The 18732-nt window shown below is 33.1% G+C and carries 22 protein-coding genes; all 22 read right to left on the reverse strand.

The window, feature by feature from the left end; genetic code table 11:
• Positions 1–187: 187 nt before the first annotated feature.
• The 22 genes from AC2D8K_RS10915 to AC2D8K_RS11020 all read right to left on the reverse strand — a co-directional run bounded on the left by AC2D8K_RS10915 (position 188) and on the right by AC2D8K_RS11020 (position 18476).
• Positions 188–850 carry a 50S ribosomal protein L25/general stress protein Ctc gene (locus tag AC2D8K_RS10915; RefSeq protein ID WP_049425336.1) on the reverse strand — a complete coding sequence of 221 codons (663 nt, stop codon included), beginning with the start codon at positions 848–850 and terminating at the stop codon, positions 188–190.
• A 152-nt stretch (positions 851–1002) separates the two neighbouring features.
• A complete protein-coding gene (locus tag AC2D8K_RS10920) occupies positions 1003–1968 on the reverse strand; it encodes a ribose-phosphate diphosphokinase (protein WP_002451734.1) in 966 nt (321 codons plus the stop codon).
• 104 nt (positions 1969–2072) lie between these two features.
• Complete coding sequence (gene glmU / locus AC2D8K_RS10925; protein WP_484698698.1) at positions 2073–3437, reverse strand: bifunctional UDP-N-acetylglucosamine diphosphorylase/glucosamine-1-phosphate N-acetyltransferase GlmU; 1365 nt, start codon at positions 3435–3437, stop codon at positions 2073–2075.
• Between the two features lie 309 nt (positions 3438–3746).
• Positions 3747–4058, reverse strand: a complete 312-nt coding sequence (gene spoVG / locus AC2D8K_RS10930) for a septation regulator SpoVG (protein WP_002451732.1) — start codon at positions 4056–4058, stop codon at positions 3747–3749.
• A gap of 72 nt (positions 4059–4130) precedes the next feature.
• Positions 4131–4505: a RidA family protein gene (locus tag AC2D8K_RS10935; protein WP_484698700.1), complete on the reverse strand. Its 375-nt coding sequence runs from the start codon at positions 4503–4505 to the stop codon at positions 4131–4133.
• 16 nt (positions 4506–4521) lie between these two features.
• Positions 4522–5346 carry a pur operon repressor gene (gene purR, locus AC2D8K_RS10940; protein WP_002451730.1) on the reverse strand — a complete coding sequence of 275 codons (825 nt, stop codon included), beginning with the start codon at positions 5344–5346 and terminating at the stop codon, positions 4522–4524.
• Positions 5347–5360: 14 nt separating this feature from the next.
• Positions 5361–6209, reverse strand: coding sequence for a 4-(cytidine 5'-diphospho)-2-C-methyl-D-erythritol kinase (gene ispE / locus AC2D8K_RS10945; protein WP_484698702.1), 849 nt, complete (start codon positions 6207–6209; stop codon positions 5361–5363).
• Positions 6210–6510: 301 nt separating this feature from the next.
• Positions 6511–6774, reverse strand: a complete 264-nt coding sequence (gene veg / locus AC2D8K_RS10950; RefSeq protein WP_002451728.1) for a biofilm formation stimulator Veg — start codon at positions 6772–6774, stop codon at positions 6511–6513.
• Between the two features lie 99 nt (positions 6775–6873).
• The gene (gene rsmA, locus AC2D8K_RS10955) at positions 6874–7764 is read right to left on the reverse strand and encodes a 16S rRNA (adenine(1518)-N(6)/adenine(1519)-N(6))-dimethyltransferase RsmA (protein ID WP_484698710.1); all 891 of its coding nucleotides are present in this window, start codon (positions 7762–7764) and stop codon (positions 6874–6876) included.
• Positions 7765–7768: 4 nt separating this feature from the next.
• A complete protein-coding gene (gene rnmV, locus AC2D8K_RS10960; protein ID WP_002451726.1) occupies positions 7769–8317 on the reverse strand; it encodes a ribonuclease M5 in 549 nt (182 codons plus the stop codon).
• A gap of 143 nt (positions 8318–8460) precedes the next feature.
• Positions 8461–9237, reverse strand: coding sequence for a TatD family hydrolase (locus AC2D8K_RS10965; RefSeq protein ID WP_002451725.1), 777 nt, complete (start codon positions 9235–9237; stop codon positions 8461–8463).
• Positions 9238–9264: 27 nt separating this feature from the next.
• Positions 9265–11235, reverse strand: a complete 1971-nt coding sequence (gene metG / locus AC2D8K_RS10970; RefSeq protein WP_484698704.1) for a methionine--tRNA ligase — start codon at positions 11233–11235, stop codon at positions 9265–9267.
• A gap of 229 nt (positions 11236–11464) precedes the next feature.
• Positions 11465–12304 carry a 16S rRNA (cytidine(1402)-2'-O)-methyltransferase gene (gene rsmI / locus AC2D8K_RS10975; protein ID WP_049425329.1) on the reverse strand — a complete coding sequence of 280 codons (840 nt, stop codon included), beginning with the start codon at positions 12302–12304 and terminating at the stop codon, positions 11465–11467.
• Position 12305: 1 nt separating this feature from the next.
• Entirely contained in the window at positions 12306–12554 is a 249-nt protein-coding gene (locus tag AC2D8K_RS10980; protein ID WP_002451722.1) for a GIY-YIG nuclease family protein, read from the reverse strand.
• The gene (locus AC2D8K_RS10985; RefSeq protein ID WP_075778451.1) at positions 12547–13272 is read right to left on the reverse strand and encodes a tRNA1(Val) (adenine(37)-N6)-methyltransferase; all 726 of its coding nucleotides are present in this window, start codon (positions 13270–13272) and stop codon (positions 12547–12549) included. Before AC2D8K_RS10985 ends, AC2D8K_RS10980 begins: the two co-directional genes overlap by 8 nt.
• A gap of 96 nt (positions 13273–13368) precedes the next feature.
• A complete protein-coding gene (yabA, locus tag AC2D8K_RS10990; protein WP_049425327.1) occupies positions 13369–13716 on the reverse strand; it encodes a DNA replication initiation control protein YabA in 348 nt (115 codons plus the stop codon).
• A 16-nt stretch (positions 13717–13732) separates the two neighbouring features.
• Complete coding sequence (locus tag AC2D8K_RS10995) at positions 13733–14536, reverse strand: PSP1 domain-containing protein (RefSeq protein WP_075778452.1); 804 nt, start codon at positions 14534–14536, stop codon at positions 13733–13735.
• Positions 14537–15463: a DNA polymerase III subunit gene (locus tag AC2D8K_RS11000; RefSeq protein ID WP_484698706.1), complete on the reverse strand. Its 927-nt coding sequence runs from the start codon at positions 15461–15463 to the stop codon at positions 14537–14539. It lies immediately after the preceding gene.
• A gap of 125 nt (positions 15464–15588) precedes the next feature.
• Positions 15589–15918, reverse strand: a complete 330-nt coding sequence (locus AC2D8K_RS11005) for a cyclic-di-AMP receptor (RefSeq protein WP_002451717.1) — start codon at positions 15916–15918, stop codon at positions 15589–15591.
• A gap of 34 nt (positions 15919–15952) precedes the next feature.
• Positions 15953–16564, reverse strand: a complete 612-nt coding sequence (gene tmk, locus AC2D8K_RS11010) for a dTMP kinase (RefSeq protein ID WP_124227637.1) — start codon at positions 16562–16564, stop codon at positions 15953–15955.
• A 2-nt stretch (positions 16565–16566) separates the two neighbouring features.
• The gene (locus AC2D8K_RS11015) at positions 16567–17904 is read right to left on the reverse strand and encodes an Orn/Lys/Arg family decarboxylase (protein ID WP_484698708.1); all 1338 of its coding nucleotides are present in this window, start codon (positions 17902–17904) and stop codon (positions 16567–16569) included.
• A gap of 44 nt (positions 17905–17948) precedes the next feature.
• The gene (locus tag AC2D8K_RS11020; protein ID WP_075778455.1) at positions 17949–18476 is read right to left on the reverse strand and encodes a GNAT family N-acetyltransferase; all 528 of its coding nucleotides are present in this window, start codon (positions 18474–18476) and stop codon (positions 17949–17951) included.
• Between the last annotated feature and the right edge of the window lie 256 nt (positions 18477–18732).

An 18732-nucleotide genomic window follows, 5' to 3' on the forward strand; every position in this document is an offset into this window, starting at 1 on the left:
TCTACATAATCATTGATCCAATTCATCTGTTAATCTAACGGATGCTTTACATCAAAATATCTTAGTCACAAATTTTATAATCATTCCCTATAATAACACAAAAAGCACTATGCTTATTAATATAAGCATAGTGCCCGTTAAGAAAGTTAAGAAACTTTATAAGACCTTATTCATTAAAATAATAATCTTATTCTTCTTCTTTATTTTCTTCTTCTTCGTCGTCTTTTTCTTCACCAACACGTTCAGGTTCTTCAGTAGCTGCTTCGCCTTCCATAGCTTCTACTTCTTCTTCAGTAGGCTCATCTGTTGGAGGTACTACAGTTACGATAGAATCTTCTGGTTCGTTTTCAATAGTGAAGTCACCAGATACTTTAATATCAGAAACTGAATAGCTATCGTTGATATTTAATTCAGTGATATCAACTTCAATTACTTCTGGGATATTATCTGGAGTTGCAGTAACTTCTAAGTTGAATAATGGTTGTTCAACTACGCCGCCTTCTTTAGCGCCTACTGCTTCACCAACTAATTGAACCGGTACTTCTACAGTACGTTCTTCAGTCATGTTGATAGCTAAGAAATCGATATGAGTGATTTGGTTTTTCAATGGATCATATTGGTAATCTGATACCATTACTTTGATTGATTTAGAACCAACACCTAATTCGATAACACCGTTACGTCCTACTTCACGGATAACTTTGATAAATTCAACTTCATCAACTTTAACTGAAGTATTTTTTGTTCCGTAACCATATACAACTGCAGGTACTTTACCAGCATTTCTTAATTGTTTAAGGTCAGAACGTGTTTGTTTACCTTGACGGATGATTGACTTTAATGAAGTCATTCTATTTCCACCTTTCATTTTTCGCTCTTTTACGAGCTCCTCACTTACCCATCAACATCATTCGTTGCTTGCAAGTGTTTATTTATTCGTATAATTACGAACGAATGTATTATACACGCTTATATTGCTTTCGTCAAACTCATTTAACAATTTTAGTCGAATAATACACTTACTGATTCTCTTTCGTATACTCGGATAATGGCTTTACCAATTAAACCAGCAACTGAAAGTTCTTTAGTATTTGTAGGTTTACGACTTTCTTCTAATTGAATTGAATTTGTTACGATAAGTTCTTTAATAGCTGAATTCTCTATACGTTCTTTAGCTGGACCTGATAATACAGGGTGTGTACAACATGCATATACTTCTTTAGCACCTTTATCTTTTAATGCTTGTGCTGCTAATGTAATAGTTCCAGCTGTATCAATAATATCATCAATAATGATGGCTGTTCTACCTTCAATATCGCCCACAATATTCATTACTTCGGCTACGTTTGGTTTTGGACGACGTTTATCAATAATTGCAATTGGAGTTTTTAAAATGTCTGCCAATTTACGTGCTCTTGTTACACCACCATGGTCAGGAGAAACAACAACACATTCTTCTGGGTTAATGGCAGGATCATTTTGGAAATGTTGCGCTAAAATAGGTACGCCCATTAAATGATCAATTGGAATATCAAAGAAACCTTGGATTTGAGGTGCATGTAAATCTAAAGCAATCATGCGATTTGCCCCTGCAGTTTCTATTAAATTGGCTACTAATTTAGCAGTAATCGGTTCACGACTACGTGCTTTTCTGTCTTGACGAGCATACCCATAATAAGGTACTACGATGTTAATATTTGCCGCTGATGCACGTTTACAAGCGTCAATCATAATAAGTAATTCCATTAGATGTAGATTAACTGGGTATGAAGTAGGTTGGATAATAAACACATCGCAACCACGAATACTTTCTTCGATATTAATTTGGATTTCTCCATCACTGAAACGCTTAACAGAACACTTACCTAATTCAATCCCTACATGATCTGCAACTTCCTGTGCTAAAGGTTCATTACCTTTGAGTGAAAAGATCTTTAGCGATGAATTCTTATATTCATTATTTAACATTTATAGTCCTCCAATTATTTACTTACACAACTACTATTATATAGAAAATTAAACTTGATTACTATGCCAAAGTCGAAATACTAATTTTTACATATTCATTTCAGCTATTTATTTTTGTTGCTTAAATAACCATCTTTATTAACTTGTCTTGCTCGTGCCAGTGCTAAACTTTCATTTGGGATATCATCAGTGATTGTTGATCCTGCTGCTATAAGTGAATGATCTCCAACTGTTACCGGTGCAATTAAGTTTGTATTACATCCAATAAACGCATCTTTACCAATCACAGTTTTGAACTTATTCACACCATCATAGTTAACAGTAATAGAGCCACAACCAATATTTGTACGTTCGCCAATAACCGCATCACCAATATAACTTAAATGTGATACTTTAGCTCCGTTTTTAAGTTCAGCTTTTTTCACTTCTACAAAGTTGCCTACTTTCACCTCTGCACCTAGTTGAGACCCTGGTCTTAACTGTGCAAATGGACCAACATTCGTGTGCTCGCCCACTTCCGAATCGTTGATGACTGATTGTTTAATATGTGCATGAGATGCAATAACGCTATTATTAATTTCTGAATACTGTCCAACTGTAACTTCGTCTCCAATTACAGTTGAACCATTAATTCTCACGCCAGGTTCAATGATTGTATCCATACCAATTTTTACATCCGGCCCAATAAATGTGCTATCTGGATCAATGATTGTCACACCATTTCTCATATGGAATAAATTAATACGTTTTTGTAACGCTTTTTCAGCTTGACTTAACATCACTCTATCATTCACACCCATAATCTCTTCGAAATCATCAGTGTGATATGTACTTGCTCTACCATTTTCATTAATAATTAAAGAAATCACATCTGGTAAATAATATTCTCCTTGTGCATTATCATTCTTAACTTGTTCTAACTTTTCAAATAAAATTTTGTTATCGAACGCAAAGATTCCAGAACTTATTTCAGTAATTGCCTTTTCTTCTGTGTTAGCATCTTTTTCTTCTACAATTCGTAATAAATGCCCTTCGCTATCTTTGACAATTCTGCCATAGCCTGTTGGATGGATTGCTGTAGCAGTTAGAACTGTTGCTTGAGACTGAGATGATTCATGTCTCTCGATTAAAGATGTAAGTGTTTCTGATGTAATAAGCGGTGTATCACCACACACAACTAGTGTTGTTCCCTCTTTATTTACTAAATGAGATTGTGCCATTTTTACTGCATGTGCTGTCCCAAGTTGCTCTTCTTGAAAACTATAAAGTGATTGATTACCTAATGTTTCTTTTACACTTTCAGCACCGTGACCAACAATTGTAATTAATTGGTTCACACCTGATTGTTGAACATTTTCAACCACATGTTCTATCATAGTTTTGCCAGCGATCTCATGTAGCACTTTGTATTTTTTTGATTTCATTCTAGTGCCTTTACCCGCTGCCAATATTATTGCATGTCTTTGCATGAATGCTAACCCTCCATTAAATATACACTTCGTTATTATTATAATTTAACCGCTATCACTCTTTCAACATATAACCTACCAAGTCATAAGCACCAATTCTTACGATTGTTCTACATTTTTAATATATCCATGATGACTCGATTTATATAGGTTCACTTTTATTACTTTTGACAAATTACTTTCAAAATTTAAGAAGTCAATTCAACATAATTAGAAGGGGGATTAGGGGCTCATTTAAAAGATGATGAAAATGTAAAAACAGAGTCAACACATTCTGTTATGTCGACTCTGCAATGTAATTTTTTATATTTAAGCTTCGTTAGATTCATCAGACTCGCCTGATGTAGCGTTTTTATCTGGAATCACTTCATCAGTTTCATCATATACTTTCATCACTGCATCTTGAATCTCTTGTCTCATTTCTGAGTTGATTGGATGCGCGATATCGCGGAATTCACCATCTGGTGTGCGTTTACTTGGCATTGCGACGAATAGACCTGAATTTCCTTCAATCACACGTAAATCGTGGATTACGAATGCCTCGTCTAGCGTGATAGAAACAAGTGCTTTCATTCTACCATCTGTATCTATTTTTCTAAGTCTTACATCTGTCACTTTCATGTAGTGAGCCCCCCTAGTATATCTTTGTTTTATTAGAAGCTTGACAATTGCTTAAAAGAAAAATTATATCCTTTATTTAACTTTACTAATCAATTCAATTTCTACTTTAACATCTTTAGGTAGTCGCGCTACTTCGACACAACTACGCGCTGGTTGATGTTTATCAAAATAATTTCCATATACCTCATTTATATACTGAAAATCATTCATATCAGAAATAAAAATAGTTGCTTTAACAACATTTTCTAAATCTGAACCTGCTTCTTTAAGTACCACAGATAAGTTTTCTAAAACTTGTTTAGTTTGATCTTTTACATCATCACTTACAATTTCCCCTTCTAAATTAAGTGGAATTTGACCTGATGTGTATACTAGACCATTTACTACTGTAACATGTGAATAAGGTCCTAATGCTTCCGGTGCTTTGTTTGTGTTAATAATTTCCATGATGTGATTAGCTCCTTTAAGAAAATTTAGACAAGCTGTTGCCTGGCTCTACTTTAAATTTCTGATTATATTCATCGACATCTGATAGTCTTACCAAGGAAGTATAATCTTCTATTAATCTTTGCTTTACTTCTTTCGATTCTACAAGTACTGATACCCCTTTTACGTGTGCTTTAAACTCATTCATTAAATTCATAACACCGTTGATTGAGCCACCTGCTCTCATAAAATCATCAACAACGAGAACATTAGAATTCTCAGCTAATGTGCGCTTGGATAATACCATCGTTTCTATCTTTCGAGATGAACCTGAAACATAATTAATAGAAACCGTAGATCCTTCAGTTACTTTATTGTCTTTTCTAATAACCACTACAGGTAAATTTAATACGTTTGCAACTGCATTGGCAAGCGATATACCTTTAGTAGCAATCGTTACAACAGCATCTAATTGTTCATCCATATATATACTTGCTATCATCTTACCTACTTTGTTTAATAATGTAGGATTACCAACCAAGTCAGATAAGAATAAATATCCACCAGGCAGAAGTCTATCTTTTTCATCTAATAATGAGATAACTTCATTCACGACTTCTGTTGCTTCTTCTTTACTCATCATAGGTTTATACGTTACCCCACCGCTTGCGCCAGCAGTGGTAATGACCGTACCTAATGCTTCTTTTTGGAAAGTACTCTTAATAATTTGAACATCTTCGCTGATTGACGATTTCGCTTGTTGAAATTTATCTACAAAGAATGTTAATGGAATCAGTTTGTTTGGGTGATTCATCAAATATTGTGTCATAAACACAATCCGTTCACTTCTTTTATATCTCATTATTTCCAACCCTTCTATCCTAATAATCTAACTAAATATACTTCATTACAACAACCATTTACTGCGTTATAAATATTTTTAGCCTGACTTTCTTTTTGTGCCAATCCGTAAACTGTCGGACCACTACCACTCATTAATGCGCCATCTGCACCACATTGAATCATGTTTTCCTTAATCTTTTTGATTTCTGGATGCATCTCCATAGAAATCGGTTCTAATCTATTAGATAAACTTGAGCATAACTTCTTATAATCCGATCGTTTTAAAGCTTCTATACAATTTTGAGTAAATACTTCATGCGTGAAATTTAAATCCAAAGCTTTAAATACGTCCGGTGATGAGATACCTAAATTAGGCTTAGCTAAAACAACCCAAGCAGAAGGAGGCTTGTTCAAAAAAGTTACTTTTTCACCACGTCCTGTACAGTAAGCAGTCTTATTGTATATACAAAATGAAACATCTGTCCCAATTTGACTACCAAGTGCACATAATTCTTCTAAAGATAAATTTAAACTGAATAAGCGATTCATACCTCTCATCGTAGCAGCCGCATCTGCTGAGCCACCTGCTAAACCAGCCGATACTGGAATATCTTTATCAATTGTAATCGTCACACCTTGTTTCAAATCATATACCTTTGTCATTAATTCAGCAGCTTTATATGCTAAATTTTTATGATCGTCAGTTACAAAGTTGTGTTCGATTTCAACAACAATCTTCTTATCATCTCTTTTTTGAAAAGATAATCGATCGTTTAAATCTACAGTAGTCATTATCATTTCAATCTCGTGATATCCATCGTCTCTTTTAAAAAGTGTATCGAGCGTAAAATTTATTTTGGCAGGTGCCGTTTCATATATCATTTTTCCGCCCTCTCTTCGTAATCTTAATAAGATGATTTTAACATAAAGGGATAAAAGATTTGATAGATAATGTTCATTTTTTTCACAAATAATTATATCATTCATTATTGGAATATAATAAAAAAGTATTAAATTACAGTATGTATGTTATTAATGTGTTTTTCCTATAGTTCTAAAATTTATTTATCACTTCAAAAGTATAAAAAAAGAGTATTGAACATGTTGCTCAATACTCACCTTAATATAATATAAAACTTAAATTGATAGAGTAGATACATCTACATCTATGTCATATGTCTTATTAGTGTGCAATTGCTTCTTGATGATTATCTTCTTCAAATGAAACTTGTACGTTCTCAGTTAACACATCAGTGTATGTATAAGATACTCTTTCGAAGTTATGCTTGTCTTGATCAAGTTCAACGACAAATACTGATGGGTATGTTTCTTTTAAAACACCAGAACGTTCGATTGTTTTCTTACGACCACCATTGGCTTTAAGTACAATACGATTTCCTAAATGACAATCAATAGAATTTTTGATGTCCAAAATTGATTTTGGCATATTGCTCCACCTCGCTACAAGTGTTATATTACCATGTTTATAGCGATTTTGTCAAATAAAACTAAAATTTTATCAAGGTAATTAGGGTTTGTCAACAATTTAATTTATTAATTCTGGGAAATTGTTTAATTCTTTGTAAAGTTGAGCGAAATCTTGAATTGACAATGTTTCGCCTCTTCGTCTAGGGTCGATATTCGCTTTTTCTAACCAACTTAGTATACTCTCTTTATGTTGTTTTCCCTCTTTAAAGAAATTTTGATAATTATTATTAATAGTCTTTCGTCTTTGTGCAAATGCAGCTTTTGCTAATTTAAAGAATGCTTCTTCATCATCGATATCTACTAACGGTGTTGATCTTTGCATTAATTTAACCACTATAGAATCTACATTGGGTGGTGGCATAAATACGGTTTTAGGCACTGTTAGGACTTTACTTGTTTCAGTATAATACTGCGTCACAATCGATAACGAACCATAAGCTTTTGTACCCACCTCTGCATTTAAACGCTCTCCAACTTCTTTTTGCATCATCACGACATAACCATCTATTGGTATGTCTTGTTGCATTAAATTGAGTAGTATAGGTGTCGTTATATAATATGGCAAATTAGCCACAACCATAATTTTATCGCAGTCTTTTAAGTGTTCATTTACTGCTGTCGCGATATCGGCTTTTAAAATATCTTCGTTAATAATTGTGACATTATCGTATGGTGCTAATGTGTCCTTTAATACTGGTATTAGTCGATGATCGATTTCAAATGACATTACTTTTTTAGCATGTTTAGCTAATTGTTCAGTTAACGAGCCCATACCTGGCCCTACTTCTATTATGCCTGTAGTTTCATCAATATCACTAGCATCGATGATCTTATTAATAATATTAACGTCTACTAGGAAGTTTTGTCCCAAACTTTTTTTGAAATCAAATCTATATTGGTCTAATAATGCTCTTGTACGAGATGGTGTAGCTATATCTTTATGCTCCATATCTTTATTCACTTCCCTTATTTTCATTTAATGCACGTCGTACATCTTCTTCTGTATATCCAAAGGCATTCAATTTTTTCAACAGTTGCTTACCATTAGAATGCCCAATATGTAATTTTCGACCTAGAATTTCTCGTCGTCTACGAGCATCATGCCCTATAATAAGTCCTAATTCGATTAATACATTTTTATCAATGGATTCTTCAGCTTCTTCAAAAGGGGAACTAACATGCATGAGAGCTTCTTTGATATCATCTACATGTGCATGTTCAACACCTATTTTCCCCCTTTTATTTTTAGCTTTTTCTCTGTCTATATATGCGTGTTTTACCCCAGGCACACGGTCTTTGATCGTATTTCTTATTTTGTCACCAGGAAAATCTGGATCGGTTAAGATAATAACGCCTCGTGTTTCTTGTGCCTGCTTGATAACTGCTATCACATCATCATCAACTGCACTACCATTCGTTTCTATTGTATCGCATTCAACCGCAGATTTAACACGTTGTGTATCATCCCTGCCTTCTACGACTATAAATTCATTTATTTTCATATTTTTAATTCCTTCTTCATTTTAATGAAAATCTTGATTCATCTTATTCTAACAAAATATCATAAATAACACTGCCTTCAGTCTTAATTTAATAAAAAATGAGAAAGATATCCAATTAAATGATACCTTTCTCAATCTAATATTTATGCTTGATTTAAATTAAATAATCTCTCCGCATTTTCTGTTGTCTGACGACATACCTCTTCATAACTCATATCTCGTAATTCAGCAATTTGTTGTGCAACTAATGTTACACGTTGTGGTTCATTACGTTTGCCTCTATATGGATGTGGTGATAAATATGGTGCATCTGTTTCGACTAATAATCGGTCCATCGGTACATGCTTGGCAACTTCTTTAGGTTGTTTCGCATTTTTAAATGTGACTGGACCACCTAATGAAACGTAAAAGTTTAATTTATTGATGACAACATCAGCAATTTCTGGAGAGGCACTAAAGCTATGCATAATACCTCCAACTTCTTCCGCGTGTTCTTCCATCAGAATATCTATACAATCCTGTGTTGCTTCACGGTTGTGAATAATGATTGGTAATTGTACACGTTTAGCTAAAGCAATTTGCTTTCTAAAGACTTCTTTTTGAACATCAGCAGGAGACTTATCCCAGTGGTAATCTAATCCCATTTCACCAATGCCAATAATTTTAGGATGTTTTGATAAGTTTTCTATCCATTCTAATCTTTCTTCAGTACAATCGATGGCGTCTACTGGGTGCCAACCGATGATACCATATACAAAGTCATATTTATCAATCAATTCCATTGTACGTTCAATAGTTGGTGTATCAAAACCAACAACAAACATACGATCAACGCCATCTTCTCTCGCACGAGTGATGACATCATTTAAATCTTCATCATATTGCTCATCGTTCAAATGAACATGTGTATCAATTAACATGATTATCCTCCTAGTTTAAAAGCATGATTACTTGATGACTGCACCATTTGGAATAGCATTTGGCAAGTTAATCAATGTTAACACACCATCTTTTTCGGCTGATAAAATCATGCCTTCAGATTTTTGTCCCATTAGTTTCGCAGGTTTTAAGTTAGTTACTACAGCAACTTTTTTACCGATAATATCTTCAGGACGATAGAATTTCGCAATACCAGAAACAATTTGTCGTTGTTCATTATCTAAATCTACTTGAATTTTTAGTAGCTTATCTGATTTCTTAACATTTTCAGCATCAATCACTGTCGCAGCTTTAATTTCTACTTTATCAAAGTCTTTAATATCAATCATATCTTTACTTGGAACGTCTTCTTTTTCATCAGATTTTGGTGGTTGCATTGACTCTTTGATATAAGCAATTTCCGCTTCAGTATCCAATCTAGGGAATATTGGTGTTGGCTTAGTTATTACAGTGATAGGTTCTGTTAAGGATCCATATGTCGCTAAACTTGAGAATTCCATTAACTCTGGATTATTAATATTTAATTGTTTAAATATTTCTTTTGGTGCATGTGTAATAAATGGACGCAATAATACAGTTGCAAAACGGATGTTTTCAACTAAGTGTGCCATCACATTACCTAACATATCTTTTTGACTTTCATCTTTCGCTAAAACCCATGGTGTTGTCTCATCAATATATTTATTAGTACGGCTAATAAATTTCCAAACTGTTGATAAAGCAACTGAGAATTGTAAACTCTCCATATTTTCATGGAATTCTTTAACTGTTTCAAGTGCCATAGCTTCCATGTCTTCGTCTAATTCATGTTTAGGACCTTGATATGCAGGAAGCTCACCTTGGAAATATTTATTAATCATTGAAATTGTACGGTTCACTAAGTTACCTAAATCATTAGCTAAATCATAGTTTGTACGTTCAACAAACGCTTCTGGTGTAAACACACCATCTGAACCAAATGGTAATTCTCTCATTAAATAATAACGTGTAGCATCTAATCCATAACGATCAATTAATACATTAGGATCAACAACATTACCTTTCGACTTACTCATTTTACCGTCTTTCATTAGAATCCAACCATGTGCAAAGACCTTCTTAGGTAATGGTAAATCTAATGCCATTAATAAAATTGGCCAAATAATTGAATGGAAACGCACGATTTCTTTAGCCATCAAGTGGATATCTGCTGGCCAATATTTGTTAAATAACGTTTCATCATCTGATAAATAACCTAGAGAAGAAATATAGTTCACTAATGCGTCTATCCATACATAAACAACATGTTTAGGGTTTGAAGGCACACTAACGCCCCAGTTAAATGATGTACGTGAAACAGCTAAATCTTCTAAACCTGGTTTAATAAAGTTGTTAATCATTTCATTTTTTCTTGAAGGTGGTTGAATAAAATCAGGATTTTGATCATAGAATTCAAGTAAGCGATCAGTATATTTCTTAATATTAAAGAAATAACTTTCTTCTTTTACCAATTCTACTTCATGACCTGAATCAGGACTTTTTCCTCCAACAATTTTGCCGTTTTCATAAACAGGTTCAACTAATTGTGACTCTGTATAGTATGTTTCATCTGGTACTGAATACCATCCCTCATACTCGCCAAGATAAATGTCGCCTTGTTTTAATAAACGTTCGAATACTTTTTCAACGACTTGCTTATGTCGTTCTTCTGTAGTTCGAATGAAATCATCATTTGAAATTTCTAGTTTATCCCATAAACTTTTGATTCCAGCGATCATCTCATCTAAATATTCTAATTCTGTTTTACCAGCTTTTTGAGCTTTTTCTTGAATTTTTTGACCATGCTCGTCTGTACCTGTTAAATAACGAACATCGTATCCTTGCATGCGTTTATATCTAGCAATCACATCACCTGCTACAGTTGAGTATGCATGCCCAATATGCAAGTTACCACTTGGATAATAAATTGGGGTTGTTATATAAAATGTATCTTTAGCCATCAAAGGTCCTCCTCGTTTCTTACATGTTAAATGATATCTAAATTTATTTTGCTTTTCAATTGTGTACCGTTCTTACTGTACCTTACTCATCACAATACGTTATTACTATCAATTGTTTATTATATTATCTTTACTACAATACCATAATTTAAGGTATTATGGGGGGTGAAAATCTGTATTAATTCACTCGATACAATGAACTTTGCTCAATTCTTAAACTTATGCAACTTTAATCAACTTGATGATAAATATTATATATTTCACTAGTTTTACTTTGACGATCTTCTGCAACCATTTTAATCGCTGCTTTAGGTTTAATATTTTTTTCTTTGATATAGTAATCGACATGTTCTTCGATAGACATATCATCAAACCATGCAGTAGAAATTTCAGCTTCAGCACCTTCAATTAAAATGACAAATTCTCCTTTTAATGGAATCTCATTATTATGTAACATGGTTAATAATGTATTCACATCTGCAGTTACAATTTGCTCAAATTTCTTTGTCAATTCTCGCCCTAATGATACTCGTCTTTGAGAATCTATTTTGCCAATCACTTTTAGCGTATCGGTTACTCTATGAGGTGACTCATATATAATAAGTGTACTACTTTGATACATTCGTTCTGATAGTATATTTTGCTTTTCTTTATCTTTTCTAGGTAAAAATCCTAAAAATGTATAAGTAAATGATGGGAGACCACTTGCCATTAATGCTGTCAAGCCTGCATTAGGTCCTGGTATCGTTTCTACTTTGATGTCATGTTGACGTGCCTCTACTACTAATTCATACCCTGGATCACTAATCAATGGTAAACCTGCATCCGAAACTAATGCAATATCTAGTCCAGACAATAACTGTTCAATCATAAATGATGTCTGTTGGTCTTTATTGTGCTCGTGATAGGATTTTAGTGGCGTCTTAATATCATAATGATTACATAATTTACGTGTAACACGTGTATCTTCACATGCGATTAAATCTACTTGTTGAAGTGTGTCTATAGCACGATATGTAATATCGGCTAAATTGCCAATTGGTGTTCCTACTAAAAATAATGTAGTCATACTATCCCTCTTTAATCAATTTTAGTTTCTTTTGTCGTGTGAAGGTCTTAATTTCATACTCTCTTTTTAACGCTTCCGACTTAGTAGAATATGTTTCTTGATAAACCAACTCTACCGGACGTCTTATTTTTGTATATTTAGCACCTTTACCTTCATTATGTTTCGCCACACGTGCCTGTATGTCTTTAGCATAACCTGTATAGAGGCTTCCATCTTTACATTTTACGATATATACAAAATGATTATCCATAATATATACCCTTCATTTCTTTTGAGTACGTACCATCTTCTTGATAAATATAAAATGGCTTTGTAATATCTAAACCTTGGTTCCCCGACTTTCTACCTTCTATTAAAATCGTTTGTGCGTCTCTATCATGCTTACTATAAACAAATGTTAATCGCTTTGGCTCAATATTAGCACGTCTCATTTCAGTTAGTACATCCATCATTCTTTCAGCTCTGTGTACCATATATAATCTTCCGCCTTGCTTTAATAAATGTCTAGCAGCCATTAAGCAATCTTCTAATTTACATAAGATTTCATGTCTAGCAACTTTATGCGCTTCTTTTTGATGTTGATGCAACTGATTATCTTTGAAATATGGAGGATTGCATGTAACAACCGTATATTGTGAAGGTTTGAAATGATGATATACCTTTTTAACATCCATTTGATGCATGAGTAATCGATCATCTAATTGATTATACTTAAAACTTCTCTTCGCCATATCCACAAGTTGTTGTTGAATTTCGATACCTTCAATAGTCTGGCTACCTTTATGAGAAAGGAGCAGTGGTATAACGCCGTTACCTGAACATATATCAATAATTTTGTCTTTTTTTCTAATTTCGGTAAAATCCCCTAACAACAAAGCGTCAGTTGAGAATGAAAACACATCATCATTTTGGATGATTTTCAAATCTTCTTTAATTAGTAAGTCTAACCTCTCATTATCCTTTAACATTTATCTTTCTCCTAAAAAAGGGACGTTGTTATAACGTAGTCTCTATCATCGTCTACTCATAACACATCCCTGCCATCTTTCTTATATCAACATTGTTTAATCGCTTAATACATTTAAACAAAGCAAACAATCTTCGCCCTGTCTATGTTTGCCAAATAACTCACCTTTGCAAATATGAAATCCTTCTTTATATAACATAGCTAAGTTATCTTTACTAGGCAGTGGCTTCTTCACATGTTTCGTCTGGTGTGGGTGAACAGTTTCAGAATTTGAACTTTCGCTCTTATCCATTAATTGTTTTAAATTATCATTTTCTACTTGAAGCGCTACATTTTCTTCAACCAATGCTACAGCTAAATCTTTTAAATCCAACATATCTTGATTAAGCTGGTTCATGTTTGTTTCTAAGCGCATTAATTTTTCAAATAATTCATTACGATTCAAAGGTGGTTAAACCTCCTTAATTAAATGCTTCAATTTCTTCCATTTTGTACTCTAATGGTTGTTCCATACCATCTATTTTAACTTGCATCGATATATCCAAGATATTTAAACCGACTACTTGGCCATTACCATCAGGTGTTTCAATTGAGTCACCTACATCTGGTAATTGAGCACGTGCTTCTTCATAATAATCATTTTCATATTTTAAGCAACACATCAAACGTCCACATGCACCCGAAATTTTAGCAGGGTTAAGTGATAGGTTTTGGTCTTTAGCCATTTTAATAGACACAGGTTCGAAATCGCCTAAGAAAGTCGAACAACACAAAGAGCGTCCGCATGGCCCTATACCACCTAATAATTTAGCTTCATCACGCACACCAATCTGTCTCAGTTCTATTCTCGTTTTCAAATTTTGCGCTAATACTTTAACTAACTTTCTAAAATCAATACGATCGTCAGCAGTAAAATTGAAAATGACTTTTGATTTGTCTAATGTATATTCGCAATTAACTAATCTCATATCCAATTCCTGCTGTATTACTACCTCTTTACATAGTGCAAGTGCCTTCTCAGCATCAATTGCATTATTATAGTAGATGTCTATATCTTGTTGTGTCGCTATTCTCATTACTTCTTTTAATGGAAGTGAAACATCACCGTCATCTACAGTTCTCGTAGGCATTTTTACTAATCCTATTTCTATACCTCGTTTTGATTCCACTACTACCCAATCGCCCATTTCAATTTGTAAATCTTTAGGTGCATAATATTCTAACTTTCCAGCTTTTTGAAACTGGACACCTATTACATCTGGCATCTATCTCACACCTTTAATCACTATTTGTTCGAATACAAGTGTTGGGTTTACATTTTGATTTAACTTTTTATGTGCCTCTGTTAATTGATCATACATCAATATAAGTTGGTTATATGTTAAATGCTTTGCATACTTTTCTATCTCAACACTCAAATCACTATATATATATTCGCTATTTACTTCTACTTTTGCGTGCATGATATCCTCAAAAAATCCATTCACTGCAGATAATGTTAACAACTGTAATTTACGATTTTTCGCCTGTTTTAACAAATCGATAATCCCAATTAATGCCATCGAACGATTCGTTAATAACAACTCACACCATCTTATAATTGTCTTTCTCAAACTAGTAAGGTCATATTCTTCATTTAATGATAATGCAGTCTCTGCTTGCGTCGTATATGTACTTAACATCTCCGCCACAGGACGTGTCAAAGACTCATCAACTAAGTGATTGATAAACTGACCTTTATCAATAGGTTTAAAATAGACATGTTGACATCTCGAATGTATGGTGTCTAAAATCTGTTCTGGTTTAGTTGATAATAAAATAGCTATCGTATTTTGAGGAGGTTCCTCTAAGAATTTTAATATACTATTTTCACCTTGAACAGTTAATTTTTCGAAATCTTCTACTATATATACTTTATAATTACCTTCTATCGGTAGTTGATTCATATGATGAACAAGTTGTTCGATCTTTTCTTTTTTTATAGTAGTTTCTTCACTAGAGACATACATAAAATCAGGATGATTCAACGTACTTACTTTAACTTCACATTGTTCATCGTTGTTACATAAGATGAGTTTAGCAAAATTAATAGCGATCTTTTGCATTGATTGTGCGTCATCGCCCTCAAAAAGATAAGCATGTGACAATTTATTCGACGCATAAGCATTAGCTAATTGTTGTTGTTCATCCATCTGGATATCTCTCCTATATCTACTTATATAAAAAGACTGCTAAAAGAGCAGTCTCAAATTGTTAAATACTGTATATCACAATTCATCAATAAACTAATGTCTCGTGCAATAAACATTAGTTACATTTAAAATTGATGGAAGGCTTCAATAGGCATTACGAATACCGTTGCACCGCCAACTTCTACTTCTACTGGATAGGGTATGTAAGAATCTGCACTACCACCCATTGGAGTAATAGGAGACACAAGTTGTTCTCTATTACCACAAGTATTGTTTATAACTGATAATAAATCGTCTACACGGTCATCATTAACACCACATAAGAACGTTGTATTACCTGCTTTTAAGAAACCACCTGTTGTTGCTAATTTTGTTGCTCTAAAATCATTTTTGACAAGTTGGTCTGAAAGTTCTTGGCTGTCTTGGTCTTGGACGATTGCTATAATCATCTTCATTTCTATAACACCTCTTTCATCTATTATATCACATTTATTTTAAATATTTGATGATAGATTGATATGCGGCTAATACAACTTTATCAATTGATTGATCTGCATCTATCTGAACAAAACGCTCTGGCTCATTATGTATCACTTGATGATAACCCTCAATGACTTTTTCATGAAAATCAATATCTTCTTGATCCAAGCGATTCTGATCTCTTTGATTACTGAGGATTCTTTCACGCCCTACTTCAGCAGAAACATCTAAATAAATCGTTAAATCTGGATATAGTCCATTAATTGCAAATTCGTTTAAAGCTTTCACTTCTTCAATTCCAATACCTCTTGCATATCCTTGATATGCTAATGAACTATCAATGTATCTATCACAAAGAACAATTTGATTGTTTCTCAAAGCAGGCATCACTTTTTCTACTAAATGTTCTCGTCTCGATGCCGCAAAAAGCATTGCTTCAGTTCTAATATCCATTTGATTGCCTTCTAGTACGACTTTTCTTATCTCTTCGCCTGTTGGAACACCACCAGGTTCACGGGTAGATATAACATCATAGTGCTGAGCTAACTTTTCAGCCACTGCTTTTAAAACGGTTGTTTTTCCTGAACCTTCTGGCCCTTCAAATGTTATAAATGCTGACATTTTTATTCATCCTTAATTAATATTTGATTATCTTTTATTCCTTCAACTTTCATATTTGAATGTTGATATTGATTTATTAATTTTATCATATTTAAAGTGATTTTTTCTCCTTTAAACAGAATCGGCACACCAGGTGGATAAGGTACAATGTGACGGGCCAACAGTTTTCCTGCTGAATGACGAATATCAATCCATTTAACTTTGTTATATACCATAGGTGAAAACATGCCACTTTCTGTCATAAGCTGTGGGTATATCAACAAATCTTCCTTTACATGAGGAATGACCATGCTTTGAATTTTATTTATTAATATCTCAAAAGGATATTTATCTTCTTTATGCCATAACGGTAATACAAATAAGATTTGAAAATCATCTGCTAACTCTACAAATATATGTTCATTCTCAAACCATTTTTGAATGTCATATCCAGAATAACCTGGGTAAGAAATCAACATTTTTAATGGGTCATCAACTTCTTTAACAACAAATCCTTTACGATTTAAAACATTCGAAAGGGTATGTCTTTTTTCAAAAAATATTCCACTATCATAATTTTGATAAAATGTTTGTGCTAACTCCAAACTTGCCATGACTAAGTATGATGGGCTAGACGATTGAAAGTAAGATAAATATTGTTTGATGTTTTCTTTATAAGGTGCATCTTTATGTATAAATAACACCGACCCCATAGTAAGTGCAGGTAATGTTTTATGATAAGACTGAACAACATAATCAGCACCATAATTTAATGTAGAATCAGGAAATCCATCTAAACCGAAATGTGCACCGTGTGCCTCATCAACGAGTACTGGAACATTATTAGAATGCAATAAGTCTATATCAGTTTGAATTGAGTAAGTTTCTCCATAATAATTGGGATAAGTCATAATCGCTAATTTATGTTGACTCAAATCTAATCCATTAAAGTTAGGAGCTATATAATGATGAGATGTTGAACTTACCTTCATGTTTGTTAAAGTCGCTTTTTGATTCGCTAATTCCAATCCATGAAAAACTGATTTATGTACATTTCTAGGTATCAAATAGTTTCTTGACTCATAAGCCAAGCCTTGGATTACAGATAAAATCCCAGAAGTAGTTCCATTAACTAATAGATAAGCATCGTAATCTCGATGTTTATTAAATTTTGTCATGCTTTCTAAAATGATATCTTCGGGATGATGCAAATCGTCCAAGCCACTAATTTCAGTCATATCCATTTTCAGATCCAATGATTCTAGCTGGCCTATAGTCATATTTTTATGACCAGGCACATGCATGGAAATACTTTGTTGTGATATTAATTCATGTAATTTTTTAGATATTGGTAAACTCAAATCATCACTCTCTTCACTTTTATAATCGTCTTATCTAACCTAGACTATCTTATATGAGATAAATCATCATCTTGTTGATTAACCCAATTTCGTTTTAATAGTCCCATGACATAGCAGTCTCTATATTCTCCTCTTGTATAGAAGTGTTCTTTTAATTTTCCTTCAATTTCAAAGTTATTACTTTTATAAATATGTACTGCTTTCTCATTACTTACATCTACATATAGATAAACTTTATGCATGTTAAGCACTAAAAACGCATAATCCACTGCCATCTTGAACGCTTTTTTTGCATAACCTCTATTCGCAAATTGCGGGTCAACAATAATCAATACTTCGCAAGTTCTATGTATAAAATTAATTTCTAATAACTCAACAACACCAATGGATTGTTGATCCTCTTCAATAACAAATCGTCTTTCTGATTCATCTAAAATATGCTTTTGGTATAGCGATTCTAATTCACTCAATGATTGATATGGCTCTTCAAACCAATAAGACATAATTGAATATTCATTATTCAAATTATGTAAATATTGCAAATCTGTTTTTTCTAAAGCTCTAATGATCATTTTAAAGCACTCCTTTAAATACGATAGTATTGGACTTTGTTTTAAATGTAAATCATTTCAAGCTTTTTGACATTAAATTTAATCATTTAGTTAAGTGTTAGAACATAAAAATGAGGCTACTAAGGCCTTGAGGTATTTATCATTAATCAAACAATTTAAATGTCGCTATTTTAAATCAAACGAAAAAGTTATATGCTCTTAATTACTTAACCAACTCGTTGCATTTGCTCTGCGTTGACTTTCTTTTTTGGGCATA

This window comes from Staphylococcus sp. 510, from assembly GCF_057219715.1.

Excerpts from the sequence above, each read along its gene's own strand:
- AC2D8K_RS10915 (WP_049425336.1), bottom strand. The coding sequence starts at position 850 with ATGACTTCATTAAAGTCAATCATCCGTCAAGGTAAACAAACACGTTCT.
- AC2D8K_RS10920 (WP_002451734.1), bottom strand. The coding sequence starts at position 1,968 with ATGTTAAATAATGAATATAAGAATTCATCGCTAAAGATCTTTTCACTC.
- glmU (WP_484698698.1), bottom strand. The coding sequence starts at position 3,437 with ATGCAAAGACATGCAATAATATTGGCAGCGGGTAAAGGCACTAGAATG.
- spoVG (WP_002451732.1), bottom strand. The coding sequence starts at position 4,058 with ATGAAAGTGACAGATGTAAGACTTAGAAAAATAGATACAGATGGTAGA.
- AC2D8K_RS10935 (WP_484698700.1), bottom strand. The coding sequence starts at position 4,505 with ATGGAAATTATTAACACAAACAAAGCACCGGAAGCATTAGGACCTTAT.
- purR (WP_002451730.1), bottom strand. The coding sequence starts at position 5,346 with ATGAGATATAAAAGAAGTGAACGGATTGTGTTTATGACACAATATTTG.
- ispE (WP_484698702.1), bottom strand. The coding sequence starts at position 6,209 with ATGATATATGAAACGGCACCTGCCAAAATAAATTTTACGCTCGATACA.
- veg (WP_002451728.1), bottom strand. The coding sequence starts at position 6,774 with ATGCCAAAATCAATTTTGGACATCAAAAATTCTATTGATTGTCATTTA.
- rsmA (WP_484698710.1), bottom strand. The coding sequence starts at position 7,764 with ATGGAGCATAAAGATATAGCTACACCATCTCGTACAAGAGCATTATTA.
- rnmV (WP_002451726.1), bottom strand. The coding sequence starts at position 8,317 with ATGAAAATAAATGAATTTATAGTCGTAGAAGGCAGGGATGATACACAA.
- AC2D8K_RS10965 (WP_002451725.1), bottom strand. The coding sequence starts at position 9,237 with ATGTTAATTGATACACATGTTCATTTGAACGATGAGCAATATGATGAA.
- metG (WP_484698704.1), bottom strand. The coding sequence starts at position 11,235 with ATGGCTAAAGATACATTTTATATAACAACCCCAATTTATTATCCAAGT.
- rsmI (WP_049425329.1), bottom strand. The coding sequence starts at position 12,304 with ATGACTACATTATTTTTAGTAGGAACACCAATTGGCAATTTAGCCGAT.
- AC2D8K_RS10980 (WP_002451722.1), bottom strand. The coding sequence starts at position 12,554 with ATGGATAATCATTTTGTATATATCGTAAAATGTAAAGATGGAAGCCTC.
- AC2D8K_RS10985 (WP_075778451.1), bottom strand. The coding sequence starts at position 13,272 with ATGTTAAAGGATAATGAGAGGTTAGACTTACTAATTAAAGAAGATTTG.
- AC2D8K_RS10995 (WP_075778452.1), bottom strand. The coding sequence starts at position 14,536 with ATGCCAGATGTAATAGGTGTCCAGTTTCAAAAAGCTGGAAAGTTAGAA.
- AC2D8K_RS11000 (WP_484698706.1), bottom strand. The coding sequence starts at position 15,463 with ATGGATGAACAACAACAATTAGCTAATGCTTATGCGTCGAATAAATTG.
- AC2D8K_RS11005 (WP_002451717.1), bottom strand. The coding sequence starts at position 15,918 with ATGAAGATGATTATAGCAATCGTCCAAGACCAAGACAGCCAAGAACTT.
- tmk (WP_124227637.1), bottom strand. The coding sequence starts at position 16,564 with ATGTCAGCATTTATAACATTTGAAGGGCCAGAAGGTTCAGGAAAAACA.
- AC2D8K_RS11020 (WP_075778455.1), bottom strand. The coding sequence starts at position 18,476 with ATGATCATTAGAGCTTTAGAAAAAACAGATTTGCAATATTTACATAAT.